The sequence below is a fragment of the Glutamicibacter sp. GQ173 genome, assembly GCF_059759215.1.
On sequence record NZ_JCAXDT010000001.1, the window covers coordinates 731995 to 755685 of the forward strand.

Below are 23691 nucleotides of genomic sequence, written 5' to 3' on the forward strand. Positions count from 1 at the left end.
CGGCAAAAGCCGCCTTCCCAAAAAGGAAGGCGGCTTTTGCTAAGCCAAATGACTTGCAGGTCTTACCAGGAAGACTTGGTGATGCCCGGAAGCTCACCACGGTGTGCCATGTCGCGGAAGCGAACACGGGAGATACCGAACTTCTGGAAGGTACCGCGTGGGCGGCCGTCGATCGAGTCGCGGTTGCGAACGCGGATCGGGGAAGCGTCGCGTGGCAGCTTCTGCAGGCCTACGCGGGCTGCTTCACGAGCCTCGTCAGTTGCGTTTGGATCTACAAGGGTCTTCTTCAGCTCGAGGCGCTTCTCAGCGTAACGCTCGACAATGACCTTGCGCTGTTCGTTCTTTGCGATCTTGGACTTCTTGGCCATGTCTTAGCGCTCCTCTCGGAATTCGACGTGCTTGCGGACTACTGGATCGTACTTCTTCAGAACCATGCGGTCTGGGTCGTTACGACGGTTCTTACGGGTTACGTAAGTGAAACCGGTACCAGCGGTGGACTTCAGCTTGATGATCGGACGTACGTCCTTATCCTTCTTTGCCATCTTAGAGCTTCACACCCTTCGCAATCAGGTCGCCAACAACAGCGTCGATTCCACGAGCATCGATGAGCTTGATGCCCTTGACCGAGAGGGTCAGGGTCACCTTGCGGCGCAACGAAGGCACGTAGTAGGTCTTCTTCTGGATATTCGGATCGAAACGACGCTTGTTGCGACGGTGCGAGTGGGAGATGCTATGTCCGAAGGCCGGAGTAGTACCGGTTACCTGGCAAACAGCTGCCATGATCACTCCTCAGTTAGTTAGTAGTAAAATTCGGCGGTACTCGCGCACAGTGCCCATAAGCAAATATCGGCACCGCTTAGTGCGTTATGAGTCCCGCCAACCAGTGAAACACCGTTAATACTGCACACTAGGAAGGTAACCAGGCTGGGTGAGAACCAACCGAAGAGCCTTAAAGTATGTATGTCGGTGAACTTCGCAACCGGTCGAGCAATGTCCCCGTACTCAGGTGGTCACGATATTCGGTATTACGGGCAACGCGTCGTTGTTCCACCGTTAGACGGCATAACAACACACGCGATTAACGCCTGATTAGCTTATCGAGAAATCTTCAGTGTTCCAAATCGGTGGCGCCCGGCTTCAGGATCCAATGATCCTGGTCCAGCGAGGCAGTCACCTTGCGCATAATCGCGTTCAGGTTCTTAACGTCCTTGTCATCAAGGGGATCGAACAGGAGAGCCCGAACCGAACCCACATGATGAGGCGCCATATTCACCACTGCGTCCCAACCGGCATCCGTTAATGAGGCGATTTTCACACGGGCATCTTCCTCGGATTGCTCGCGAACCACCCATCCCCGGCTTTCCAGCTTCTTCACCACATGCGACAGGCGCGAGAGCGACGCGCTGGTATGCGATGCCAAGGCGGTCATCGACAATTTCCGGTCCTCGGCCTCGGAGAGCATTGCCAGCATGTGGTAGTCGAAGAGCGTGATGCCTTCCAGGCCTTGCAGATCGGAATCCAAGGTGGCCGGGAGCAGGGTCATGACGGTTTGCAATCCCAGCCAGGCGTCGCGTTCGGACTGCGTGAGCCACACAGGCTTATCGCTCATGAAGTTTCCAATCGTTCAAGGCCTGCCGGAACAGGGCGTCGAGGTACCAATCTCGTAGAGACTACATTCTAAAGCTAGGTATCCGCCGAAAGCCTGAAATAGCGCACGCAAAAACAGGGCCCGCACTCGCGTGCAGGCCCTGTCCAGCTCAGGAATTTTCCAGTTGCTTCTTCTTCCGGTAGCTGATCACCTGTCCGATGACCACTACCAGCAAGGCAACTATGAACATCGCCGAACCAATCACGTTGGCCTGCGGCGGGATGCCGCGGGTGGCCGAAACGTAGATGAACTTCGGGAACGTCTGGAAAGAACCGGAGTTGAAGTTGGTGATGATGAAGTCGTCGAAACTCATCGCGAAGGACAAGAGCGCGGCCGCCACGATCCCGGGAAGCAGCAGCGGGAAGGTGACCTTCCAGAACGCCGCCCGCGGGGAGGCATAAAGATCGGCCGCCGCCTCTTCCAGCCGCGAATCCAGCGAGGAAACCCTGGCCCGCACGGTCACAATCACGAAGGACAGGCAGAAGACCACGTGGGAAATCACGATGGTGGTGAAGCCCAATTCCCATCCCAGATTCAGGAACTGCGCAAGCAGCGAAGCGCCGAGTACCACCTCGGGGGTGGCCAGCGGCAAAATGATCAGCACATCGGTGAGCTTGCGGAAGCGGAACTTGTAGCGCACCAAGCCGATGGCGATCCCCGTGCCCAAGGCGGTGGCAATCACCGTGGCAACGCTGCCGATCTGCAGCGAATGCACCAGCGACTCGCAGACGGCAGGCGCCCCGCAGGGGTTGAGCCAGTTATCGAAGGTGAACCCCTGCCATTGCAGGTTGGCCCGGCCGCCATCATTAAAGGAGAAGACAAATATGTAGGCGATCGGCACCAGCAGGTAGACGAATGCCGCACCGCCGATCACGGGGATCAGCCAGCGTCCAATTTTCTGCTTCACGCTACATCAACTCCTCGGTGCCAAAGCGGCGGATATAGATCGTGACCAGGATCAGGATCGAAATCATCAAGACGAAGCTCAGCGCCGAGGCGCCGGGGTAATCGATGACCCTGAAGAATCGCGAATCGATCACCTGTCCGATCATCGTCGTATCGCGGTTGTTACCCAGCAGCGCCGAGTTCACGTAGTCGCCGGCCGCCGGGATGAAGGTCAGCAGCGTGCCGGCAAAAATGCCGGGAGCGCTCATCGGGAGCGTGACCTTGGCGAAGGAGCTGATCGGGCTGGCGTACAGGTCCCCGGACGCTTCGAGCAGGCGGGTATCAAGCCGACCGAGGTTCGCGTAGATCGGCAGCACCATGAAGGGCAGGAAGTTATAGGTCAGGCCGGCCACCACCGCAATGGGCGTGGCAGTCAGGTGCCCATCGGCCGGCAGGATCGCGATGAACTTCAGCGACTGGGCGATAAATCCTTCATCGGCCAGGATCTGCTTCCAGGCCTGGGTGCGCAGGATGAAGCTGGAGAAGAACGGCGCGATCAGCAGCACCAGCAGGATGCCTTGCAATAGCGTGCGCTCACGCAGCCGCACAGCCACCAGGTACGCCATCGGGAAGCCGATCAGCAGCGCCAGCACCGTGGCGATCAGCGCAAACCAGAAGGAGCGCAGCAGTTCTGGCCAATAGGCCGAGAGCACCGTGGCGTAATTGCCCAGCTCGAAGCCGGGAACAAATTCGCCGATCTCCGCTCCCGGCGGCTTCACGTACAAGCTCATGGCCAGCAGGATGACCACGGGCAGGGCGAAGAACAGCGCCAGCACCAGCAGTCCGGGGGAAACCAGGTAGATTCCGGTGCGGTTCTTGCGCTTTTCCGCGCGCACCTCGTCCTTGCTGCGCAGATCGACGCTCATGATTCGACTCCGGCATTCACGCTTTCGTCCCCGGCCAGCCCGAAGGAGTGCCCGGCGTCCCAGGCCAGGAACACGGTATCCCCTTCCTGGGCCGGCTGCTGTCCGCGGTTCTGCGAGAAGGTGCCGATCAGGCCGATCTGCTCCACCTCAACCAGATACTCGGTGGTGGTCCCGGTGAAGGACACGTCGATCACGGTGCCAGAAAGCTGGTTGTCCCCGGCCACCGCCACCCGGTCGATGGTGATCTTCTCAGGGCGGACCCCGATCACCACCTCGCCAGCAGCTTGCACCGCCCGGTCCGCCGGAAGCAGGATCGTGCGCCCGGAAACATCGACACTGAGCATGCCGTTCTCCTGGCCGGTGACCACGCCCCTCATCAGGTTCGACTTGCCCAGAAAGTTGGCCACAAAGGCGGTGCGCGGCAGTTCATAGAGGTCGCGCGGGGCGCCCATCTGCTCGATCCGCCCGCCATTCATCACCGCGACCACGTCGGCCATGGTCATGGCCTCCTCCTGGTCGTGGGTGACGTGGATGAAGGTCAGCCCCACCTCGGTCTGGATCTTCTTCAGCTCCAGCTGCATTTGCCGGCGCAGCTTCATATCCAGCGCGCCCAGCGGCTCGTCCAGCAACAGTACCTGCGGGCGGTTGACCAGCGCGCGGGCCAGGGCCACACGCTGCTGCTGGCCGCCGGAGAGCTGGGCCGGCTTGCGGTTGGCCAGGTGCGAGAGCTCCACCAGCTCCAGCCCCGCCTTGGCCTTCTGCATCGCCTGCGGGTCCTTTTTGCGCTTCAGGCCAAAGGCCACATTTTCCAGCACCGACATGTGCGGGAAGAGCGCGTAGGACTGGAAGACAGTATTTACCGGGCGCCGGTGGCTGGGCAACGCGGTCACATCCTGCCCGCCGATCGAAATGCTGCCTTCGCTGGGCGCTTCGAGCCCGGCGATCATGCGCAGGGTGGTGGATTTGCCGCAGCCCGAGGGGCCGAGCAGCGCAAAGAATGTTCCGGAGGGAACCAGCAGATCCAATTCCTCGACGGCGGTGAAGCTGGCGAAGCGCTTCGAAATGCCCGACAGGTTAAGATCGGCCCCCGAGGTCACGGTGCTTTCGGTTCGTTCTGCCAATGTAGTCATACCCCTATCACTTCCTGGTCAATTGCTCTGGGCCAAGCCTGGATCAGGCGCCGATGGCTTCTTGGAATTGCGAGCCCAGAGTGGACTCTTCCTCGCCATCCAGCGAGCGGAAGACGTGGGCCTTGGCCAGATCCTCGTCGGTCGGGAAGATCAGCGGGTTCCCCACCAGTTCCGGATCGATTTTTTCCATCTCTTCCTTGGCGCCGAGCACCGGGCAGATGTAGTTCACGTAGGCGGCGACTTCGGCGGCCACCGCAGGATCGTAGTAGAAGTCCATGAGCTTTTCGGCGTTGGCCTTGCGCGGCGACGCGACCGGAACCATGAGGTTGTCGCTCCAAAGGGTGCCGCCGGCCTCGGGAATCACGAACTCCCATTGGTCATCGTTCTCGAAGTTCATCTGGACCAGGTCCCCGGACCAGACGATGCCGGCGATCGCGTCCCCGGAGATGAAGTCCTGCTTATAGGAGTTGCCCTTGACCTGGCGGATCTGGCCGTTGTCGATGTTCTGGCGCAGCACGTCGGCGGCAGCGCCAAACTCGGTTTCGCCCCACTGCCCCGCAACGTCCACGCCGTTTTGCAGCATCAGCAGGCCCATGGTGTCGCGCATCTCGTCGAGCACCGTCACGCGGCCTTTCAGCGCTGGATCCCAGAGGTCTTCCACGCTCTTCAGTCCCTTGGGGAAGGCTTTCTTGTTCCATGCGATGCCCGCATAGCCGGTTTGCCAGGTCAGCGAGTGCTTGCGGCCTGGATCGAAGTCGACATTCTGCAAGGTTGGCAGCAGATTCGCCGAGTTCGGGATGTTGTCGAGGTTCAATTCCTGGGTGTAGCCCTGGCGGATCAGGCGCCCGGCCATCCAGTCGGTGAGCGTGATAATGTCCTGGCCGATGTCCTGGCCGGACTTCAGCTGGCCCTGCACCTTGCCGTAGTAGGAGTCGTTGCCGTCGATATCTTCGGCGTAGTTGACCTTGATGCCGGTCTTCTTGGTGAAGGCGTCGAGGGTCGGGTAGGTCTTCTTCTTGTCGTCATAATCCAGATACAAAGTCCAGTTGGCCCAGTTCACGGAGGGATCGGACTCGGAAATATCAGTCACCGACACCTCGGATTTCGTTCCGCTGGAGCCGCCGGTGCCGCAGGCTGCCAGCAATCCGGTCAAGCCCAGCGCCCCGGCGGTGGACAGCACAGACCGGCGGGAGAAGCTTCGCTGGCCCATGGCTTGGACCAGTGCGCGAATTTGTGGATCTTGCGGTAGTCGTCGTTGCGAGTGCGACATGGCATCCGTCCTAACATTTGCGAAATGTGATCTGGCACATACTGAATGTGATGACGTTCATCCTGTCAGCTATGCAAAAGCCAAACAAGACCTAAACAAGAGATTCCTCAGATATTTAACGAATCTGAAACGAGAAACTTACAAAAATACCTCTTTCGCAACTGAATCAGTGGATGTAGGGTCGGTTCAAAGCCCTATGACCCAAGGAGGTCGATATGACGTTACTCTCGCACTCAGCACAGGCCATCGACGAAATTTCCAAGGAAATCATCGAGCAGCTGCAGGAAGACGGGCGCCGTTCCTATGCCGCCATCGGCAAAGCAGTCGGCTTGAGCGAAGCCGCAGTGCGCCAACGCGTGCAGAAGCTGGTCGAGAGTCGCGTTATGCAAATCGTCGCAGTCACCAACCCATTGGAGCTGGGATTCACCCGCCAGGCGATGATCGGCGTTGTTGCCAACGATGACATCAGCGGCACCGCCGACCGCATTGCCGAGTTGCCCGAGGTGGACTACTGCGTAGTTACCACCGGAAGTTCCGACATCCTTGCCGAGGTCATCTGCTCGAACGACGAGGACCTGCTTCGGGTGATCGGAACCATCCGCGGAATCCAAGGCGTGGTCAGCACCAATACCTTCACCTACCTTTCGCTGAAAAAACAGGAATACAACTGGGGAACACGATGAACACACCACGTGGTACCGATCGCCAGCAGGCCGCTCGCGATCACCTATGGATGCACATGGCCCGGCACTCCGGGATCTCGCAAGGCGCGCAAGTTCCGATCATTGCGCGGGGCGAGGGGCACAAGATCTACGACGATTCCGGACGCGAGTACTTCGACGGACTGGCCGGGCTGTTTGTGGTTAACGCCGGCCACGGACGCGCCGAGCTGGCCGAAACGATGGCGAAGCAGGCAGAGAAGCTGGCCTTCATGCCGCTGTGGTCCTACGCTCACGAACCAGCAATTGACCTGGCGGAGCGCCTAGCCAGCTACGCGCCGGGCGACCTGAACCGCGTCTTCTTCACGACCGGTGGAGGCGAAGCGGTGGAATCGGCCTTCAAGCTGGCCAAGCAGCACTTCAAGATGAAGGGCAAGCCCGGCAAGACCAAGGTCATCTCCCGGGCGCTGGCTTACCACGGCACCCCGCAGGGCGCCTTGGCCATCACCTCGCTGCCCGATATGAAGACCCCCTTCGAGCCGCTGGTGCCTGGCACCTTCCGCGTACCAAACACCAACTTTTACCGCGCACCGGAAATGTATGCGGAGAACGAGAAGGACTTCGGGCTGTGGGCCGCCGAGCGCATCCGCGAGGCCATCGAATTCGAGGGCCCGGACACCGTGGCCGCCGTCTTCCTGGAGCCGGTGCAGAACTCCGGCGGCTGCTTCCCGCCGCCGCCGGGCTACTTCGACCGGGTCCGCGAAATCTGCGACGAATACGACGTGCTGCTGGTTTCCGACGAAACCATCTGCGCCTTCGGGCGCATCGGCTCGATGTTCGCCTGCAACGACTTCGGCTACGTGCCCGACATCATCACCTCGGCCAAGGCCCTGACCAGCGGCTACGTCCCGCTGGGCGTGATGGTCGTTTCCGACAAGCTCTTCGAGCCCTTCACCAAAGGCGACACCACGTTCTACCACGGCTATACCTTTGGCGGGCACCCGGTGGCGGCCGCAGTGGCGATGGCGAACCTGGATATCTTCGAGCGCGAAGGGCTCAACGAGAACGTCAAGAACAACGCCGACGCGTTCAAGTCCACGCTGTCCAAGCTCAAGGATCTGGACATTGTAGGCGACGTGCGCGGGGCCGGCTACTTCTACGGGATCGAGCTGGTCAAGGACAAAGCCACCAAGGAAACCTTCAGCGACGAAGAGTCCGAGCGGTTGCTGCGCCAATATCTCTCCCCCGCCCTGTGGGAGGCCGGACTGTATTGCCGAGCCGACGATCGCGGGGACCCGGTCATCCAGCTGGCTCCGCCGATCACCATCGGGCAACCGGAATTCGACCAGATCGAATCCATCCTTCGCACGGTGCTGAAGGAAGCCGCCAACAAGATCTAGTGCTTTGTGGCCCGCAGGTGCAACCTGTGGGCCATAAATCTGCATGTCAGCGTCATATGAAGCACCAAGTCTTCACGCATTGCCGCTCAATTGGTGCTTTGTGTCATAGGCCACTAGTCTGTGGTCTAGGACGATGAAGATCGCCTTTGGAAGATGGCAGGAAGCTCATGACTTTGGAACCGACCAGAATCAGGCTCGCACGCGAACGTGCAGCTTTGAGCCGGTCTGCCCTGGCCGCGTCACTGGGCATCTGCGAGCAGGAGCTGGCCCAGGCATCGGAGCGGCTGGGCGATGAATTGGCCGCCGCGCTCGGATGCACCCCGCGCTTCTTCCATCTGCCTGCCGCCAGCGGCATCGATACCGAACGCATCTTCTTCCGCAGCCCACGGAGAACCAGCACGGCGCAGAAGCGGGCCGCTGCCGCCGCCGGCCGGACCGGCGTGGAGCTCTATCGCCTGATCACCGAGAATTTCGCCCTGCCAGCCACCGAAGTCCCGGACCTGACCGGATATTCGCCGGCCGATGCGGCCGTGCAACTGCGCCTGGACTGGCAGCTTGGCTGCGGCGCGCTGCCCGATGTGCTGCACCTGCTCGAATCCCACGGGGTCAGGGTGCTGAGCCTGCCCCCGGAACTCGAAGCGGTGAAGACCTTCAGCTTCTGGGAGGACTCCCAGGCCTACATCTTCCTGGCCTCCGGGTCCGCGAAGGCTCGGCGTTTTGCCCTCGCCCACGAGCTGGGGCACCTGCTGCTGCATTCGTCCTTGGGCGCAGGCAGCGAACAGGTAGCGGCTGCGGAACTGGAAGCCGATCAGTTCGCCGCTCAGCTCTTGCTGCCGGCCTTGTCCTTGCAGATGCGGATTTCCGATTCCCTGCAGATTCCGCAGCTGCTGACCCTCGAAGAGCATTTCGGCGTGCCAGCTACGGTGATCCTGGCCCATAGCCGAGCCAGCGGGTTGCTCGGCGAAAAGGCCTACTGCTGGCTATCCCAGGAGATCGCGCTCGAAGCGCCGGCACCGGTGCAGCCGGTGACCTCCCGCGTCTTCTCGATCGTCTTCCCTTCGCTGCAGCTGGAGCATCGAGCCAGCACCTCGGTGATCGCCCGCGAGCTGGGACTGCGCGAACAGCACATCCACGAACTGACGTTCGGGCAAGCCTTTGTCGTGCTGGCTGGCCAGAACGAGCAAGAGCCCGGCGAGATCCATCGTGGGCACCTGCGCGCACTCTAGCCCGTGTCCTCAGGGGTCGACGATTTCCATTTCGAGCTGGCCTGCACGCCATTGCGCGGTCATGCGCTGCGCCAATTCCTCGGCGGCCAAGGCCTCATCGGGCGTCATGAAGTAGGTGTTGATCCGCAATTGCTGCTCCGGGTCCAGATCCGGCGATAGCAAGATCATGGGGCGGCAGCCGGGGATCTTCACCGCGTGGAACAGCCCGCAGTGCCGTTCCACGTGATGGACCGGGCAGCACAGGGACGCCAAATGGATGTCGGTGCATCCGCCGTTCTCCCAGGCGTCCAGATGGTCCAGTTCGCAGCGTTCGACGGGCATCGCGCAGCCCGGGTAGGCGCACCCCCGGTAGGCGGCGCGGATCGCCCTGCCCTGCGCCTTGGTGAACAGGCGCTGGGTTCGGCCCAGGTCAAGAGGCAGGGATCGGCCATTGAGGATGACCGGATATATTCCGGCGTTGCACATGGCGGTGCGCAGTTCACCGGGCGAAAACGCCAGTCCCGAGGAGCTCACGGCATAGCGCGGCGCACCGCTGAGCATTTTCTCGTAGTCCAAAATAATGCTGACTTGCGCGGTGGCCAGGCCGGCACGGCTGGCGCTTGTCCCGTCGTTGGCTTGATGGTCTTTGAGCAATAGTGCCATGAGGCCGATCAGCCGGCGCCGTTCGGGCCTCAGATCTTCCCACGCGGGTGCCCGGTCTCCGGGACTGCCTGCGGCTTCTGGTGCGGTGTCGGAATCCGGGCCGGCGCCGGGATCCGGGTCGGGCGGGCCGGTGTTGCCCTCGCGAGCCCAGTCGGGCTTGGTGGCTTCATCGTCCCAGCCCTCGCCCGGATCGCCGGTGAATTCTGCTTCGGCTTCCTGCAATCCCTGGCGGTCCCCGGCCTGCGTGGCCCGGTTGCCGGTGCGGGCGAAGTGCGCTTCGATCACCGCGGCCTGGGAGGGCAGAACGCGCAGAATGTATTCGATCAAGCCGCGGCGGGTGCCCCGGCGGAAGAGGCCGACCTCGTCCAGCAGCGCTTTGAGCGGGCGCTTGCCGGATTTGACCTGGGCGACCATGTCGGCGATGTGCTTGCGCGCGGATTTGGGTTCGCTATGGATCAGCTGCCGGGCGTCGGACTGCAGGCGCTGTTTTTGTTCGGCCCCGTCCGCGCCATCGAGCAGGTCCTTGCGGGTGGAGTGCAGCTTCAGCGCGGTGGCGGCCACCAGGCGCGGATCGATGGCGGGTTCGGCGAAGTCCGCGGCCAGCTCTTCGAGCCACGGTGCGAGGGGCTGCCCGGCCCCATCCACGCCGCCGATCAGGCAGTCGGCCTGGATGAGCCGGTCGTGGGCGGCACTGCGCGGAATATCCAACCAGTCCTGCAGGAAGGAGCGGGCCGAGCGGAAGGCGGTGCGCCCGGCGGTGGTTTGGCCTTCGGCGGCGGCGAGGTTGGGCAGGCTGGGATCAGCGCCGGCCTGGGCAACGGCTTGCAGGGAGGGCTGGTCGAGCTTGTGGGCGCCGTTGCGCCGCACGGCGTGGGCGACGTGGATCTGCGCGCGGGTTTGGGCTGCGCCCAGCTGTTCGGCCAGGATCCCGAAACAAGCGGCGTGGCCGGCAGCGATCCCGGGATCGCTGAGCGCAGCGGTGGCCGAAGTGATCAGCCGGGCCGCGGTGGCCAGATCGGCCAGTGCCTGAGTCGTTGCTGTGCTCATGTCCCCCAGCGTGCACGGTTGCGCGGGCGGCGGACCGGCGCGGGGATCGACCTGTGGAGAACTTCGGCGGGGACAGCCAGGAACGGCGGGGCTCAGCCGTGCATGCGGTACCAGAGCAGGGCAACCTGCAGGCTGGCGCGGGATTCGGCGGAGTCCAGCACCACGCCGAGCTTGGCTTCGAGCTTGGCCAGCCGGGAGTAGAGCGTGGGGCGCGAGAGGTAGCCTGCCTTGGCCAGGGCGGACTTGTTGCCGCTGTGCGCGAGGTAGAGCTCGAGCAGGTCCAGGGCAGGTTCGTCGACGGGGTTGAGCAAGGAGGCCAGCTCGGCGTGGGCGAAGGTGCGCATCCGGGGGTCGCTGCCCATGGCCGAGAGCACCCCACGCAGGCGCAGGTCGGCAAAGCGGTAGTAGGGCTGGGCGCGGGTGGGCAGGTTCGGAACGATTTCCGCTACCTGCGCGGCTTGTTCCAGCCCGGTGATCGCCGCTCCCAGGGTGCCTTCGGGCCCGACCCCGATGGCCACCGGCTCGGCCCGCTGCTCGGCCAGACGGCGGGTGAAGCCCTGCAGAGTGGAGTCGATCAGTTCGCGGGCGCGCACCGGCAGCAGGATCGAGAGGTAGCCGGGCTTGCGCAGGCCGGCGAGGATGCCCAGGTGCATGGAATCGGCGAGCTGGTCGAGCTCCTCCAGCAAGGCGCGGTCGGCCAGCTGGGTTTCGGTGGCGCTGGCCGCGGCGGAGGTGGAAATGACCACCGGGACATAGTAGGCGGCCGGGGCCAGGCCCAGGGCCTGGGTGCGGATGGACAGCTCCTTTTCGCTGTAGCTGTGCCCGGCAGCCAGTTCATGCAAGGTGGCGGTGCGGGTCTGGTAGAGCAGTTCGCGTTCGTCGCGTCCGGAAAGCCGGGCGATGGTCAGGGCCTGGCCGGCGCGTTCCAGGACCAGGGCGGCCCGGTCGTCGTCCTGCAATTGGGCCGGGACAATCAGCCGTCCCCAGCGCCGGCGGGCCGCGCCCACCGGGGTTTGCAGCCAGTTCTCCGCTCCGGTGGCCCGTCCGGTGTGCTGAAGGTAGCCGACGAACTTGGAGCGGTTGATCCAGTCCTCCAGGTGGGCGTCGGCGTGGGCGAGCACCCGGTGGCGGACATCTTCGAGCACCACCGGGGCGCGCAGCAGCCCGGCGGTGCGCGCGACGATGTCGGCCTCGTTGGCCTCGGACAACGAGAGCCCGGTGTAGATTTCGTGCACGGTGCGGGAGAATTGCACGGCTTCGAGCTGCTGGGCCACGAGCAGCTGGTGGATGACTTCGGTGATCGCCACGAAGCGGGTGCGGCGGCGCAGCACGATGACCGGCAGCCCCAGGTCCTCGGCGGAAATCGCGCTGCCGGTGGTGTCCTCGATGATGACCGCGGCCGCGCCGGCGGCGCGCAGGGCGGTGATGAAGCCCCGGACGTCGCTGACGTTGCGCAGGGTGGTGAGCACCAGTTCGCGCCCCAGGAGCAGCTCGGTGTTCTCGCTGGATTCTGTCACGTGCACCCAGCGCAGTTCGGAGTCCAGCCCGTCGGCGCAGAGGATCCGGGGGTCGGCGGCTTGGACCACCGGCAGTTGCAGGACCTCATTGACCGTCAGCATTTTTTACACTCCGTAATCGTTCTTGCATAAATCATGACACAGTAACGGTGTTCCCGGTCACCGCAATGACCCATGATGAAGGAAAGCCCGATGAAGGACCCTGAAAGGAACACCCGCGATGAGCACTACGCTGACCGACACCCTGCAGCACTGGATCAACAACGCCGCCTATTCCGCCAACGAGCGCACCGGCAACATCTACAACCCGGCCACCGGCGAGATCACCCGCACCGTGCAGCTGGCTTCCAAGGCCACCACCGAGGTGGCCATTGCCGCTGCCGCAGAGGCCTTCCCGAAGTGGCGCGACACCTCGCTGGCCCGCCGCACCGCGATCATGTTCAACTTCCGCCAGCTGCTGGCCGAGCGCAAGGGCGAGCTGGCCGCCATCATCACCGCGGAGCACGGCAAGGTGCTCGACGACGCGCTGGGCGAAGTAGCCCGCGGCCTGGAAGTCGTGGAGCTGGCCTGCAACGCCCCGTACCTGCTCAAGGGCGAATACTCGCAGAACGCCTCGACCGGTGTTGACGTGCAGTCGCTGCGCCAGCCGGTCGGCGTCTCGGCCATCATCTCCCCCTTCAACTTCCCGGCCATGGTCCCGCTGTGGTTCTTCCCGGTGGCCATCGCCGCCGGCAACGCCGTGGTGCTCAAGCCATCGGAGAAGGACCCGACCGCTTCGATCTGGCTGGCGCAGCTCTTCGCCGAGGCCGGCCTGCCCGAAGGCGTGCTGAATGTGGTGCACGGCGACAAGGAATCGGTGGACACCCTGCTGACCGACCCGCGGGTCAACTCGGTATCCTTCGTCGGATCCACCCCGATCGCCCAGTATGTCTACTCTACCGGCACCGCCCACGGCAAACGCGTCCAGGCCTTCGGCGGAGCGAAGAACCACATGCTGGTGCTGCCCGACGCCGACCTGGACCTGGCCGCCGACATGGCCGTGAACGCGGGCTTCGGGGCGGCCGGCGAGCGCTGCATGGCCATCTCCGTGGTGGTGGCGCTGGAATCCATCGCCGATGAGCTGGTGGCCAAGATCGCCCAGCGCGCCAAGACGCTGCGCGTGGGAGAGGGAACCCGTGGCTGCGATATGGGCCCGCTGATCACCGGCGAGCACAAGGCCAAGGTGGCCGGCTACATCGACGCCGGAATCGAGGCCGGAGCAGAGCTGGTGATCGATGGCCGCACCGGCACCGTGGATGCCGACGGCGAGGGCTTCTTCCTGCACCCGACCCTCTTCGACAAGGTCGGCACCGGCATGTCCATCTACACCGATGAGATCTTCGGCCCGGTGCTCTCGGTGGTCCGCGTTGAGTCCTTCAACGACGGCATCGAGCTGATCAACTCCTCGCCCTATGGCAATGGCACCGCGATCTTCACCAACGACGGTGGAGCGGCCCGCCGCTTCGAGGACGAGATCCAGGTGGGCATGGTCGGGGTGAACGTGCCGATCCCCGTCCCGGTGGGCTACCACTCCTTTGGCGGCTGGAAGGCCTCGCTGTTCGGCGACCAGCACGCCTACGGCCCGGAGGGCTTCAAATTCTTCACCCGCAACAAGGTGGTCACCAAGCGCTGGCTGGATCCCAGCCACGGTGGCATCAACCTCGGCTTCCCGCAGAACGACTAGGAGCATCATGAGCGAGCAAGCAATCGCACAGGTCCAGATCACCGAGGAGCAGATCGCCGCCGGGCGCCGTGCCTACGAGCTGGATCGCGAGCATGTGTTCCACTCCTGGCAGGCGCAGGGCCTCTTCGACCCGATGACCATCTTGAAGACCGAGGGGTCCTATGTGTGGGATGGCGAGGGCAACAAGCTGATCGACCTGTCCAGCCAGCTGGTGAATACCAATATCGGCCACCAGCATCCCAAGGTCATCGCTGCCATCGTCGAGCAGGCAGGCAAGCTGGCGACCATCGCGCCGCAGCATGTGAACGACGCGCGTTCCGAGGCGGCCCGGCTGATCGCCAAGCACACTCCGGGCGAGCTGGACAAGATCTTCTTCACCAATGGCGGAGCGGACGCGGTGGAGCATGCGGTGCGCATGGCCCGGCTGCATACCGGCAAGCACAAGGTGCTTTCGGCCTACCGCTCCTATCATGGCGGCACCCATCTGGCGGTGAATATCACCGGGGATCCGCGCCGCTTTGCCTCGGATCATGCCAGCGACGGGGTGGTGCGCTTCTTCCCGGCCTACCCCTACCGCTCCTACTTCAACTCGAGAACCTTGGAAGAGGAAACGCAGCGGGCGCTCAAGCACCTGGAGGACACGATTCTCCTGGAGGGCCCGGGCACCATTGCCGCGATCATCCTTGAGTCGATTCCGGGTACCGCCGGCATCTACCTGCCGCCTCCCGGATACCTCCAGGGCGTGCGCGAGCTGACCAAGAAGCACGGCATCGTATATATCGCCGACGAGGTCATGGCAGGCTTCGGCCGCAGCGGCGAATGGTTCGCGGTGAACCACTTCGGCGTGGTGCCGGACCTGCTGACCTTCGCCAAGGGCGTGAACTCCGGCTACGTGCCGCTGGGCGGGGTGGCCATCAGCCCGCAGATCTTCGAGACCTTCCGGGAGAAGGCCTACCCTGGCGGGCTGACCTATTCGGGCCACCCGCTGGCGTGCGCCGCGGCCGCAGCCACCATCACCGCGATGGAGGACGAGGGCATGGTGGAGAACGCCAAGCGCTTGGGCGAGGAAATCATCGGACCCCGCCTGGCACAGTTCGCCGCCGATCACCCGTCGGTGGGCGAGGTGCGCGGCACCGGGGTGTTCTGGGCCATCGAGCTGGTGAAGAACCGCGAGACCCGTGAGCCGCTGGCGGCCTATGGCGGCAGCAGCCAGGAGATGAACCAGGTGATTGGCGCCGCGAAGCAGGCCGGCTTGCTGCCGTTTGCCAACTTCAACCGGCTGCACGTGGTTCCGGCGATGAACATTCAGGACGAGGTGCTCGTCGAAGCGCTGGATCGCCTGGAGCAGGCATTGGTCGTTGCCGACACGTTCGTCGAATAATCCCTGGCTGGCAGGACAGCGCCGCTGTCCTGCCAGTTCTGCATTAAAGGTAGGAGCCAGCCATGGAATCATCCAGCCACTTAGTACTTTCCGCCCATCCACGCGCCTCGATCGATGAGCAGGACCGCAGGCAGGCCAGCGTGGATCGCTCCGGCTACGTGCCCGAATCCTTCGCGGACGGGGTGATCTTTGCCCAGGACATCGAGGATGTGGTGCTGGCGATGAAGCTGGCCCATGAGCATCGGGCGGTGATCGTGCCGCGCGGGGCCGGTACCGGGTTGGCGGCCGGATCCAGCGCGCAGGCCGGGCAGATCGTGCTGGATCTGTCCCGAATGGACCAGATCCTGGAGATTGATCCGGTGGAAGCTACCGCGCTGGTGCAGCCCGGAGTGATCAACGCTGCGGTGAACCAGGCCGCCGGCGAGCACGGTCTGTTTTATGCCCCGGATCCAGCTAGTACCGCGATCTGTTCGATCGGCGGCAATATAGCGACGAATGCCGGCGGCATGTGGTGCGCCAAATACGGGGTAACCCGCGAGTCGGTGCTCAGCTTGCTGGTGGTGCTTCCGGGCGGGCAGCTTCTGCGCACCGGGCGGCGAACCATCAAGGGTGTGGCCGGCTACGACATGAACGCGCTGATGATCGGCTCCGAAGGCACCCTGGGCATCGTGGTGGAAGCGCTACTGCGGCTGCGCCCCAAGCCCAATCACACCTCCACCCTGGTCGCCTATTTCCCCGATGAGGGTACCGCGGCACAGGCCGCTTCGGCGGTGATCGCGCAGCGGTTGACCCCATCTGTGTTGGAATTGATGTGCGGTAAAACCTTGAAGGCAGTTGATGCGGCGCTCGGAACCGAGCATGAATCATGCGGCGGTGCCTTGCTGCTGGCACAGACCGATGGTTATGGTGCACAGCTGGAAATGCAGGCGTTGCAAGATGCGATCGCCCCGCTGGCCGGGCTCATTGAGATCGCCAAGGACCAGGAACAGGCCGAGGCGCTCATCGAAGCCCGACGCCAGGCCATCCCGAGCATGGAATTGCTCGGGACCGCCTCCATCTGCGATATTGGCGTACCGCGCAACCGGCTAGCCGAAGCCTTTGCCGGGTTGCAGCGGATTGAAGAGGAGCGTGGCGTATCGATCTTCACCATTGCTCATGCCGCCGACGGCAACCTGCATCCGATCATCGTGGTGCCCGAAGGTCATTCCATCACCAGCGGTGCACCGAAGGCCGCGTTGGGAGACATGTTCTACCTGGCTAAATCCTTGGGTGGCACGCTCACCGGCGAGCATGGCATCGGTTTGCTCAAGCAGGATTGGTTGCCCGAAGAATTGGGCGAGACCTCACTTGAACTGCAACGGCGGGTCCGCGCGGTGTTCGATCCGCTCGGCACACTAAATCCGGGGAAAGCGATTTAACCCTAGAAATACCATGTTGATTTGCATAGGGTAAATACATGGATGAGTTTCTTCCAGTAGTCTTCAGTCGACCGCTCATAGCGTTGGCAACTTCCGTGATTTTTTTGATGATCGGATTGGCTCTGTTGCCTCACGCGTTGATGCGCCGCCGGCACTTCTCGCGGTTGCGTGACGGCGAGCAGACCTACTCTCGACGCGCATCCATTCGCACCGAGTTCATTTGCGCTGGAATTGCCGGGGCAATGACCGTGGCTTTGGTTGCCTTCGGCTTAGCCGGCTATCGCACCGCGATGAGTAACCTAGAGGCGAACGTCCACAAGGAATACTCCCCGACCAAGCTGGATATCAAGTACTGGAACGGGTCCTGGGCTACCGCTGATGTCACCTTTGCCGATGGTACAAGCATTGACGGCGCCCAGATTTCGGTACAGGATGCCTACCGTCCATTCATTGCGGAAAATACGACAACTGATTAGCTGGCAGAGAACTGTCGCCATTACCTGACTTCAGTGTGAAATACTGACCACAGATTATTTTTGCGCCGAAACCCTGTGGAGGGAAAAGACAATGACCGGAAGTGGTGCGCCAGCAGGCGATCCGTTCCAGCCGCATCTGGAATGGGGCTTGAAAGCCTCGTTCGTGGGTTATATTTCTTCCCTTGCTGACGGACGCATCGAAGCAAGCAATGGTGTCTGGCAAGCCGGCAACTCCTTGGTCTTCCCCGCATCCCCTGCAACTGATGTTCCGGATAATGAGGTGTGGTTCAACGGCCGCGTGTCCTTCTCCGGACACGGCGGCATGATGAAGCTGGACCTGATTGAGCCTCACGTGGAAAACCAGGGTGAAGCCATCACGCTCACCATTGGTACGGCTAGTGGTCGCGTTGCGATTGCTGAACTCACTGAAACCGCCGTCTCGCGCGCTTTCGGCTTGGTCAAGACCCGTTTCTCTGCTGTTCTCACCGAGGATGGCTCGAAGCTTTTCAACGGGCAGTATCCTGCTGGCCAGCAGCTCGAAGATCTGGAGATAGTGCTCCGCGGCTGATTCGCTCAAGCCAAGTGCCAAAAACCATGAATCAACTAGATAATGGTGACTCAAGCGTGAACCCGTTAGTGCCTAATGCCTACGAGCTCATCGTGGTCTATATCGTTCCGGTGCTCTTTGTCATCGCACTGGTCATTGTCATCGTCCTCGTGGCCCGGGGCCGCAAGTCGACAACCGTGGAATTCGTTGCTGAAGACGAAACGGACTCAAGAGGCGAATAGCCGCAACACCTGACATGGCTGATGCCAGCACCAAGAACTTGGTGCTGGCATCAGCTACTTGGTATTGCAGTACATTGCCCCGCCAGGATCAGCAAGCGGCTACTGGCGCGAGAACTCCGAGGCCCGCGCAATCTGCTCATCGCTCAGGCAGTGCCCGGTGTACTTCTCGAACTGGGCGGCGGCCTGCAGTGCGATAACTTCCGCGCCGGTGATCACCGGCTTTCCTGCCTTCTGGGCGGCAAGGATCAGCGGAGTCTGGCTTGGGAATGCGACAACATCAAAGACGGCTTCAGCAGCGGCAATGTGCTCATCGGAGAATGACTGGACGTCAGCTTGCGCCCCATCCATGCCTAGCGGCGTCACGTTGACCAAGATCTGGTTTCCAGGTGCTGGATCGGCAGCAGCAAACTTGTAGTTGTACTTCTGAGCCAGCTCTTGGCCGGCTTTTTCGTTCCGGGCCAGCACGGTGAGATTTTCGAAGCCAGCATCGCGGAACGCTGCGACAACTGCCTTGGCCATTCCTCCGGATCCGCGGACCAAGACGCTGTGGCTAGCATCCAGCTCGTGGCGCTTGATCAGCGTCGCAATTGCTTCAAAATCAGTATTCGAGGCCACCAGCCGGCCTTCGGTGTTCACAATGGTGTTGACTGAATCAATAGCCGCGGCAGAAGTCTCGATCTCATCGACCAGCTTCATCACGTCTTCCTTAAAAGGCATGGAGACGGAGCATCCACGAATTCCCAAAGCACGGACGCCAGCAATGGCGCCTGCCAAATCATCGGTGGAGAAAGCCTTGTATATGAAGTTCAGCCCCAATTCTTCGTAAAGGTAGTTGTGGAATCGGGTCCCGAGATTTGATGGTCGTCCCGACAGCGAGATGCACAGGGACATGTCTTTATTCAAAATGGGCACGAGTAATTCTCCAAAGCTTGTTCGCGGTTCACCACCCAATATACGTGTCCGGGTACTTGAAGCCGTTCAGATGCTCGCCCGATGGCTGCTCGGCCAGTGCCCCTTTTACCGCCGCGGCCAATTCGCTAAGCTCAGGTCCATGGGCAAGGATTCAGAAGCAGGACCGTTTTATCACGGCACCAAGGCGGCATTGGGCCCCGGCGATTTACTGTCCGCTGGCTTTCCCTCTAACTATCGACCCGAGATCCTCATGAATCACATCTATTTCACGGCGTTGCCCGACGGGGCGGGCTTAGCTGCGCAGATTGCGGCACTTGACGGCACTCCTCATGTGTATGAGGTGGAGCCAACCGGAGAATTCGAAGATGATCCTAATGTCACCGACAAGAAGTTTCCGGGAAACCCGACCCGTTCCTACCGCAGCGCCAGTCCGTTGAAGGTTGTCCGCGAAATCCATGATTGGACGCGGCTGCCTCCTGAACAGCTGCAGGCCTGGCGAGAACGCATCGCAGCGATTGCAGAAAGCCCCAAAGACGACATCATCAACTAGCCCTGCACCGGGAATTGGCGGTGTTCACATATCCCAGCTCGGGCCCGCGAACACCGCCAATTCTCGTATTCTCCTGAGCTTGTCAGCCCTTGATGATCTGCGGCTGCGCCAAGGATTTCAGCCCGTCAAGGCCGAATTCCAGGCCGTAGCCTGATTGCTTGGCACCACCAAATGGAATGCGGGGATCGATGGTGCCGTGGGAATTGATCCACACGGTTCCCGACTCAATCTGGGCTGCAACGTCCAGGGCCTTCTCGCGGTCGCTGCTCCAGACCGAAGCGCCGAGGCCGACTTCCAGGGCGTTGGCGTGGGCAACTGCTTCAGCACTGTTTTTGACCTTGATGATCGGCAGGGCCGGGCCGAATTGTTCTTCGGTCACCAGCCGGTTGTCCGGGTCGATGTCGGCGATGAGCGTTGTGGGATAGAAGTAGCCCTTGGCCTGTTCATCCGGGTTCGCACCGAGCAATACGGTGGCTCCCGAATTCACAGCGTCCGCGACGAGTCCTGCGACGATGTCGTACTGCGCCTTGTTTTGCAGTGGACCCAGGACATTGTTTTCGTCCAAGCCAACGCCCATCGGCATGGCCTTGGCTACCGCGGTGAGCTCGGCGCACACCTCGTCGTAGATGGATTCGGGAACGTAGAGCCGCTTCAAGGCTGCGCAGGTCTGGCCGGTGTTGATGAAGGCACCCCAGAACAGGTCCTGGGCGATGGCTTTTGGATCAGCGTCTTCCAGCACAATGCCGGCATCGTTTCCGCCCAGTTCCATGGTCAGGCGCTTGACCGTGTCTGCCGAAGAACGGATGATCGCTTTTCCGGTGCGGGTGGACCCGGTGAACATGATCTTGGCGATGTCTGGATGGCTGGAGAGCTTTTCTCCTACCTCGCGTCCGCCGGCAACTATTTGCAGGACGTCTACTGGAAGCACTTCGTTCAGGATGTGCACCAGTGCCAGGACCGACAGCGGCGTGTACTCGCTGGGCTTCATCACCACCGCGTTGCCCATGCGCAGTGACGGCGCCAGCTGCCAGATGGAGATCATCACTGGCCAGTTCCACGGTCCGATGGCCCCGACCACACCCAGCGCGCGGTAATGCTTCGCGGCATAGGTTTCGCCGTCATCCACGATCACTTCCGGTTCTACTTCATAGGCGGTCGCTGCTCGCAGCCATGCCGCTGCCCCTCCCACTTCGAATCGGGCATTAGGGCCATTGAGCGGCTTGCCCTGCTCGCGGGAGAGCAACTCGGCCAAGGCTTCAGCGTTAGCCTCGATATTGTCCGCAGCGGCATTCAGCAAGCGCTTGCGTTCAGCGTGTCCGAGCTTGTCCCAGGCAGGCTGTACAGCCTTGGCCGAAGCGACCGCGGCATCCAGGTCTTCAGCGGTCTGCTGCGCAACCCGGCCCACAAGGTCCCCGGTGGCCGGATCGAAAATTTCGGTTCCGCCGGTGGCGGGCTGGATTGCGTCCAATAGTTCTTGGGCGTTGGCGTAGGCCATGGTGCAACTCCTTTGTTGTGCGTTTACAAGACGGATAATTCTGTTGCCGGCTGGGATCCCTTGCCGGTCAGCCGGATGATTGCCGCGGCCAATGAAGCCAGGACCCCGGGGATGATGACGATGCCCTGGAGCACGTATCCCAGAAGGCCCGGGTCTTCAACGCCGAGCAGAATATCGAAGTTAATGATGATCTGGACGAATACGTAGAACAGCGCGATGCCGGAGATCAGGGGCGCGACCACTCGGGTGATCACCGAGTCGTCGGTTTTGCGCCGCCCAAAATATCCGATGACAGCGAAGGACGTCAACGCCATCAACAGCACCAGGCCAAAGGCCGCGGAATTGGTCATCCAGGTGAACATGGTGAACACGATGTACATGGGTTCTTGACCGCTCGATGCTATGGCAAAGGCAATAATCACGATCAGGCCGAGCACGGACTGGGCCATCGATCCGGCGATAGGCGCGTGGGTGGTTCGCGAGGTGACCGCCAAGAACTTGGGCAGGGCGCCACCACGGCCCATGGAGTAGAAGTACCGGGCAATGACATTGTGGAAGGCCAGCAATGCGGCGAACAGGCTCGTGATGAACAGGATGTTCGCAAGATCCACGAACCACGTTGGGGCATGGGCTGCGAAAAAGACGAACAGCAGATCCGGGCCATTCTCGGCTGAGGCGGCGATGACGTTGTCCGCCCCCTCGCCTACCGCTACCGCGAAGGCGGAGAAGGCGTAGAAGCAGGCGATGATGACGATGGCAATCATGGTGGCACGCCGTGCCGTTCGCTGCGGGTCTTTGACCTCTTCGTTGTAGATGGTGCCGGATTCGAAGCCCATGAACGCCGCAATGGTGAACGCCACGACTGCACCCATGCCCGGGGCCAGTGCGTCGGAGAAGTTGAAGGCGGTTTCTGGTTGCGGTGCCTGTGGTGCCAGCGCAAAAGCCATGATGTTGTAAACGACAACGACCAGGAATTCGGCGGCAACGATGATGCCCAGAACCTTCACCGAGAAATCCACGCGGTTCATGCCGAGGAACCCGACGGCGGCCCAGGCCACGAGGGCCATGCCCCACCACGGAATTGCCGTGTTGAAGGTGGCATTGGCGAAGGAAGCCGCCGCGAATCCGAACATTCCATAGATGCCGATTTGCATCAGGTTGTAGCTTACAAGCGCCACCATTGCGGCTCCGACTCCCAGGATCCTGCCCAGGCCTTCGGCCACGTAGGCGTAGAAGGCACCCGCGTTGGGGATGTGCCGGCTCATGGCGGTGTAGCCAACGCTGAAGACCAGGAGCACCGCCCCGATGAGCAGGAAGGACAGCGGTACAGAGCTCATCCCGGTCACCGCGTAATTTGTGGTGACGCCTCCGGCAACTGCCGTCAAGGGCGCGCTGGCCGCAATGATCATGACCACCAGCGCTGGCACCGTAAGAGTGCGTTGTTCCAGTGCCATAAGATCCCCCAAAAGTGTTGATTGTGCTCTCTTCAGGATCTACTGCGCGGGAGGATTCGCATTGTCATTCGGTGCAGCCTCATTGCTTCCCCGCGCATGGCTGTGCGTCACATCTCATTGTCCGGTGCGGTATTTGCCCGGAGTGCAGCCGAATTCCCTGGAAAACATCCGGCTGAATCCAGCCGCGTCGGCGATGCCCACCCGCGTGCCAATCGCCTGGACTGATTGCGTCAATAGCAGCGGGTCGCGCAGCAAACGCGAAGCTTCGGTGAGGCGGCGATGGCGGATGAGCGCAGCGACGCTATGGGATTGATGCTCGAACAAGGCGTGCAAGCTGCGGATCGAGATGAAGTGCGCTGCCGCGATTTGCGCCGGCCCCAAGTCGGTGTCGTTGAGATGCTCGTCGATGTAGCTGGTGATCTTTTCCCGCAACTGGGCTTTGGCGTCCGCAACGGTATCGATTCCCAGCACTCCGCCGAGTGCCGTGGCAAGCAGATCCACGGTATTGCGGGCCAAGGGGTATCCCCCGTATTCGTCCCATTGCGCCAGATTGGCGCCAAGGTGGTTCATGAGCGGGGCGACGGTCCCGGAGAGCGGATGGTTGTTCTTGAGGGCCAGTGCGGTAACCTGCCCGACCTGTTGGGTTGAAAGCTTGAATTGGCCGTGCGGAATCAGTGCGACAACGACGGTTGCAGGCTTTTCGAAGGCCAGCGTATAGGGACGCTGGGTGTCATAGATGGCCAAGTCTCCTGGGGCGAGCACCGTTTCACGCCCGTCTTGAACCAGCAGTCCATAGCCGTCGAGCTGGTAGGAGACTTTGTAGAACTCTCCGTCCCCGCTGTTGGTCAGATCCACGGTGCGTTGCACCGCATGGGGCCTGGCGTGGATGCGCATCAGACCGATGTCGCCGAGCATGTTTACCCCGAGGGAGGCGGTGAAGTGGCCACCGGTCACTTGTTCACTGCGCAATTGCACGAAGGCATCGGAGATGAGCCGCGACCACGCGGTAAATGAGTCGACGTGCTGGATCTGATACATGCGTTCCCTCCCCCCATTGACGCTTCCAAGGTGCGGGGCATCACATTTGAGGGTACGCTCGGCCGCGAAGATTGTCACTATTTTCTTCAACCCGAGAATATCGAT

Annotated in this window: 24 protein-coding genes; 10 read left to right on the top strand and 14 right to left on the bottom strand. The window is 61.9% G+C overall.

What is annotated here, in order from left to right; all coding sequences use genetic code 11:
• Positions 1-62: 62 nt before the first annotated feature.
• From rpsN to AC6CHO_RS03510, 8 genes are all read right to left on the bottom strand, one after another.
• On the bottom strand, positions 63-368 hold the full coding sequence (gene rpsN / locus AC6CHO_RS03475) for a 30S ribosomal protein S14 (RefSeq protein WP_060702423.1): 306 nt from the start codon (positions 366-368) through the stop codon (positions 63-65).
• A 3-nt stretch (positions 369-371) separates the two neighbouring features.
• Positions 372-542: a 50S ribosomal protein L33 gene (rpmG, locus tag AC6CHO_RS03480; protein ID WP_022874359.1), complete on the bottom strand. Its 171-nt coding sequence runs from the start codon at positions 540-542 to the stop codon at positions 372-374.
• Between the two features lies 1 nt (position 543).
• Positions 544-780, bottom strand: a complete 237-nt coding sequence (rpmB, locus tag AC6CHO_RS03485) for a 50S ribosomal protein L28 (protein WP_060702424.1) — start codon at positions 778-780, stop codon at positions 544-546.
• 328 nt (positions 781-1108) lie between these two features.
• On the bottom strand, positions 1109-1609 hold the full coding sequence (locus AC6CHO_RS03490) for a MarR family winged helix-turn-helix transcriptional regulator (RefSeq protein WP_498213708.1): 501 nt from the start codon (positions 1607-1609) through the stop codon (positions 1109-1111).
• 148 nt (positions 1610-1757) lie between these two features.
• On the bottom strand, positions 1758-2555 hold the full coding sequence (locus tag AC6CHO_RS03495; RefSeq protein WP_498213709.1) for an ABC transporter permease: 798 nt from the start codon (positions 2553-2555) through the stop codon (positions 1758-1760).
• A 1-nt stretch (position 2556) separates the two neighbouring features.
• The gene (locus AC6CHO_RS03500) at positions 2557-3459 is read right to left on the bottom strand and encodes an ABC transporter permease (protein WP_498213710.1); all 903 of its coding nucleotides are present in this window, start codon (positions 3457-3459) and stop codon (positions 2557-2559) included.
• Complete coding sequence (locus AC6CHO_RS03505; protein ID WP_498213711.1) at positions 3456-4589, bottom strand: ABC transporter ATP-binding protein; 1134 nt, start codon at positions 4587-4589, stop codon at positions 3456-3458. The genes AC6CHO_RS03500 and AC6CHO_RS03505 overlap by 4 nt, the downstream gene beginning before the upstream one ends.
• Before the next feature lie 43 nt (positions 4590-4632).
• Positions 4633-5859, bottom strand: coding sequence for an ABC transporter substrate-binding protein (locus AC6CHO_RS03510; protein WP_498213712.1), 1227 nt, complete (start codon positions 5857-5859; stop codon positions 4633-4635).
• A 215-nt stretch (positions 5860-6074) separates the two neighbouring features.
• Here AC6CHO_RS03510 and AC6CHO_RS03515 point away from each other — a divergent pair, with 215 nt between their 5' ends.
• From AC6CHO_RS03515 to AC6CHO_RS03525, 3 genes are all read left to right on the top strand, one after another.
• Positions 6075-6542, top strand: a complete 468-nt coding sequence (locus AC6CHO_RS03515) for an Lrp/AsnC family transcriptional regulator (protein WP_498213713.1) — start codon at positions 6075-6077, stop codon at positions 6540-6542.
• Entirely contained in the window at positions 6539-7918 is a 1380-nt protein-coding gene (locus tag AC6CHO_RS03520; protein WP_498213714.1) for an aspartate aminotransferase family protein, read from the top strand. Before AC6CHO_RS03515 ends, AC6CHO_RS03520 begins: the two co-directional genes overlap by 4 nt.
• A gap of 167 nt (positions 7919-8085) precedes the next feature.
• Positions 8086-9144, top strand: a complete 1059-nt coding sequence (locus AC6CHO_RS03525; protein WP_498213715.1) for an ImmA/IrrE family metallo-endopeptidase — start codon at positions 8086-8088, stop codon at positions 9142-9144.
• Between the two features lie 9 nt (positions 9145-9153).
• Here the strand turns inward: AC6CHO_RS03525 and AC6CHO_RS03530 are convergent, their stop codons facing one another.
• The gene (locus AC6CHO_RS03530) at positions 9154-10833 is read right to left on the bottom strand and encodes an HNH endonuclease signature motif containing protein (RefSeq protein WP_498213717.1); all 1680 of its coding nucleotides are present in this window, start codon (positions 10831-10833) and stop codon (positions 9154-9156) included.
• 92 nt (positions 10834-10925) lie between these two features.
• Entirely contained in the window at positions 10926-12452 is a 1527-nt protein-coding gene (locus AC6CHO_RS03535; RefSeq protein ID WP_498213718.1) for a PucR family transcriptional regulator, read from the bottom strand.
• Between the two features lie 118 nt (positions 12453-12570).
• Between AC6CHO_RS03535 and AC6CHO_RS03540 the strand changes: the two genes are divergently transcribed.
• From AC6CHO_RS03540 to AC6CHO_RS03565, 6 genes are all read left to right on the top strand, one after another.
• Positions 12571-14073 carry a CoA-acylating methylmalonate-semialdehyde dehydrogenase gene (locus tag AC6CHO_RS03540; RefSeq protein ID WP_498213719.1) on the top strand — a complete coding sequence of 501 codons (1503 nt, stop codon included), beginning with the start codon at positions 12571-12573 and terminating at the stop codon, positions 14071-14073.
• A gap of 7 nt (positions 14074-14080) precedes the next feature.
• Positions 14081-15454, top strand: a complete 1374-nt coding sequence (locus AC6CHO_RS03545) for an aspartate aminotransferase family protein (RefSeq protein WP_498213721.1) — start codon at positions 14081-14083, stop codon at positions 15452-15454.
• 62 nt (positions 15455-15516) lie between these two features.
• Positions 15517-16872, top strand: coding sequence for an FAD-binding oxidoreductase (locus tag AC6CHO_RS03550; RefSeq protein ID WP_498213722.1), 1356 nt, complete (start codon positions 15517-15519; stop codon positions 16870-16872).
• Between the two features lie 38 nt (positions 16873-16910).
• Positions 16911-17348, top strand: a complete 438-nt coding sequence (locus AC6CHO_RS03555) for a hypothetical protein (protein WP_498213723.1) — start codon at positions 16911-16913, stop codon at positions 17346-17348.
• 91 nt (positions 17349-17439) lie between these two features.
• Positions 17440-17916: an HtaA domain-containing protein gene (locus tag AC6CHO_RS03560; RefSeq protein WP_498213724.1), complete on the top strand. Its 477-nt coding sequence runs from the start codon at positions 17440-17442 to the stop codon at positions 17914-17916.
• Between the two features lie 56 nt (positions 17917-17972).
• The gene (locus AC6CHO_RS03565) at positions 17973-18137 is read left to right on the top strand and encodes a hypothetical protein (protein WP_498213725.1); all 165 of its coding nucleotides are present in this window, start codon (positions 17973-17975) and stop codon (positions 18135-18137) included.
• Between the two features lie 99 nt (positions 18138-18236).
• On the opposite strand, the gene AC6CHO_RS03570 is transcribed toward AC6CHO_RS03565, so the two are convergent.
• Entirely contained in the window at positions 18237-19049 is an 813-nt protein-coding gene (locus AC6CHO_RS03570; RefSeq protein WP_498213726.1) for a shikimate 5-dehydrogenase, read from the bottom strand.
• Between the two features lie 139 nt (positions 19050-19188).
• On the opposite strand from AC6CHO_RS03570, the gene arr reads away from it, so the two are divergent.
• Positions 19189-19599 carry an NAD(+)--rifampin ADP-ribosyltransferase gene (gene arr / locus AC6CHO_RS03575; protein WP_498213727.1) on the top strand — a complete coding sequence of 137 codons (411 nt, stop codon included), beginning with the start codon at positions 19189-19191 and terminating at the stop codon, positions 19597-19599.
• Positions 19600-19681: 82 nt separating this feature from the next.
• Here the strand turns inward: arr and AC6CHO_RS03580 are convergent, their stop codons facing one another.
• The 3 genes from AC6CHO_RS03580 to AC6CHO_RS03590 form a co-directional block, all read right to left on the bottom strand.
• Positions 19682-21094, bottom strand: coding sequence for an aldehyde dehydrogenase family protein (locus tag AC6CHO_RS03580; RefSeq protein WP_498213729.1), 1413 nt, complete (start codon positions 21092-21094; stop codon positions 19682-19684).
• Positions 21095-21117: 23 nt separating this feature from the next.
• Positions 21118-22548 (bottom strand): APC family permease, encoded by a 1431-nt coding sequence (locus AC6CHO_RS03585; protein ID WP_498213730.1) that lies wholly within the window; start codon positions 22546-22548, stop codon positions 21118-21120.
• Between the two features lie 114 nt (positions 22549-22662).
• The gene (locus AC6CHO_RS03590) at positions 22663-23586 is read right to left on the bottom strand and encodes an AraC-like ligand-binding domain-containing protein (protein ID WP_498213731.1); all 924 of its coding nucleotides are present in this window, start codon (positions 23584-23586) and stop codon (positions 22663-22665) included.
• Between the last annotated feature and the right edge of the window lie 105 nt (positions 23587-23691).

What these genes read in the sequence shown, in the direction of transcription:
- rpsN (WP_060702423.1), bottom strand. Translation starts at nt 368, where the DNA reads ATGGCCAAGAAGTCCAAGATCGCAAAGAACGAACAGCGCAAGGTCATT.
- rpmG (WP_022874359.1), bottom strand. Translation starts at nt 542, where the DNA reads ATGGCAAAGAAGGATAAGGACGTACGTCCGATCATCAAGCTGAAGTCC.
- rpmB (WP_060702424.1), bottom strand. Translation starts at nt 780, where the DNA reads ATGGCAGCTGTTTGCCAGGTAACCGGTACTACTCCGGCCTTCGGACAT.
- AC6CHO_RS03490 (WP_498213708.1), bottom strand. Translation starts at nt 1,609, where the DNA reads ATGAGCGATAAGCCTGTGTGGCTCACGCAGTCCGAACGCGACGCCTGG.
- AC6CHO_RS03500 (WP_498213710.1), bottom strand. Translation starts at nt 3,459, where the DNA reads ATGAGCGTCGATCTGCGCAGCAAGGACGAGGTGCGCGCGGAAAAGCGC.
- AC6CHO_RS03505 (WP_498213711.1), bottom strand. Translation starts at nt 4,589, where the DNA reads ATGACTACATTGGCAGAACGAACCGAAAGCACCGTGACCTCGGGGGCC.
- AC6CHO_RS03510 (WP_498213712.1), bottom strand. Translation starts at nt 5,859, where the DNA reads ATGTCGCACTCGCAACGACGACTACCGCAAGATCCACAAATTCGCGCA.
- AC6CHO_RS03515 (WP_498213713.1), top strand. Translation starts at nt 6,075, where the DNA reads ATGACGTTACTCTCGCACTCAGCACAGGCCATCGACGAAATTTCCAAG.
- AC6CHO_RS03520 (WP_498213714.1), top strand. Translation starts at nt 6,539, where the DNA reads ATGAACACACCACGTGGTACCGATCGCCAGCAGGCCGCTCGCGATCAC.
- AC6CHO_RS03525 (WP_498213715.1), top strand. Translation starts at nt 8,086, where the DNA reads ATGACTTTGGAACCGACCAGAATCAGGCTCGCACGCGAACGTGCAGCT.
- AC6CHO_RS03530 (WP_498213717.1), bottom strand. Translation starts at nt 10,833, where the DNA reads ATGAGCACAGCAACGACTCAGGCACTGGCCGATCTGGCCACCGCGGCC.
- AC6CHO_RS03535 (WP_498213718.1), bottom strand. Translation starts at nt 12,452, where the DNA reads ATGCTGACGGTCAATGAGGTCCTGCAACTGCCGGTGGTCCAAGCCGCC.
- AC6CHO_RS03540 (WP_498213719.1), top strand. Translation starts at nt 12,571, where the DNA reads ATGAGCACTACGCTGACCGACACCCTGCAGCACTGGATCAACAACGCC.
- AC6CHO_RS03545 (WP_498213721.1), top strand. Translation starts at nt 14,081, where the DNA reads ATGAGCGAGCAAGCAATCGCACAGGTCCAGATCACCGAGGAGCAGATC.
- AC6CHO_RS03550 (WP_498213722.1), top strand. Translation starts at nt 15,517, where the DNA reads ATGGAATCATCCAGCCACTTAGTACTTTCCGCCCATCCACGCGCCTCG.
- AC6CHO_RS03555 (WP_498213723.1), top strand. Translation starts at nt 16,911, where the DNA reads ATGGATGAGTTTCTTCCAGTAGTCTTCAGTCGACCGCTCATAGCGTTG.
- AC6CHO_RS03560 (WP_498213724.1), top strand. Translation starts at nt 17,440, where the DNA reads ATGACCGGAAGTGGTGCGCCAGCAGGCGATCCGTTCCAGCCGCATCTG.
- arr (WP_498213727.1), top strand. Translation starts at nt 19,189, where the DNA reads ATGGGCAAGGATTCAGAAGCAGGACCGTTTTATCACGGCACCAAGGCG.
- AC6CHO_RS03580 (WP_498213729.1), bottom strand. Translation starts at nt 21,094, where the DNA reads ATGGCCTACGCCAACGCCCAAGAACTATTGGACGCAATCCAGCCCGCC.
- AC6CHO_RS03585 (WP_498213730.1), bottom strand. Translation starts at nt 22,548, where the DNA reads ATGGCACTGGAACAACGCACTCTTACGGTGCCAGCGCTGGTGGTCATG.
- AC6CHO_RS03590 (WP_498213731.1), bottom strand. Translation starts at nt 23,586, where the DNA reads ATGTATCAGATCCAGCACGTCGACTCATTTACCGCGTGGTCGCGGCTC.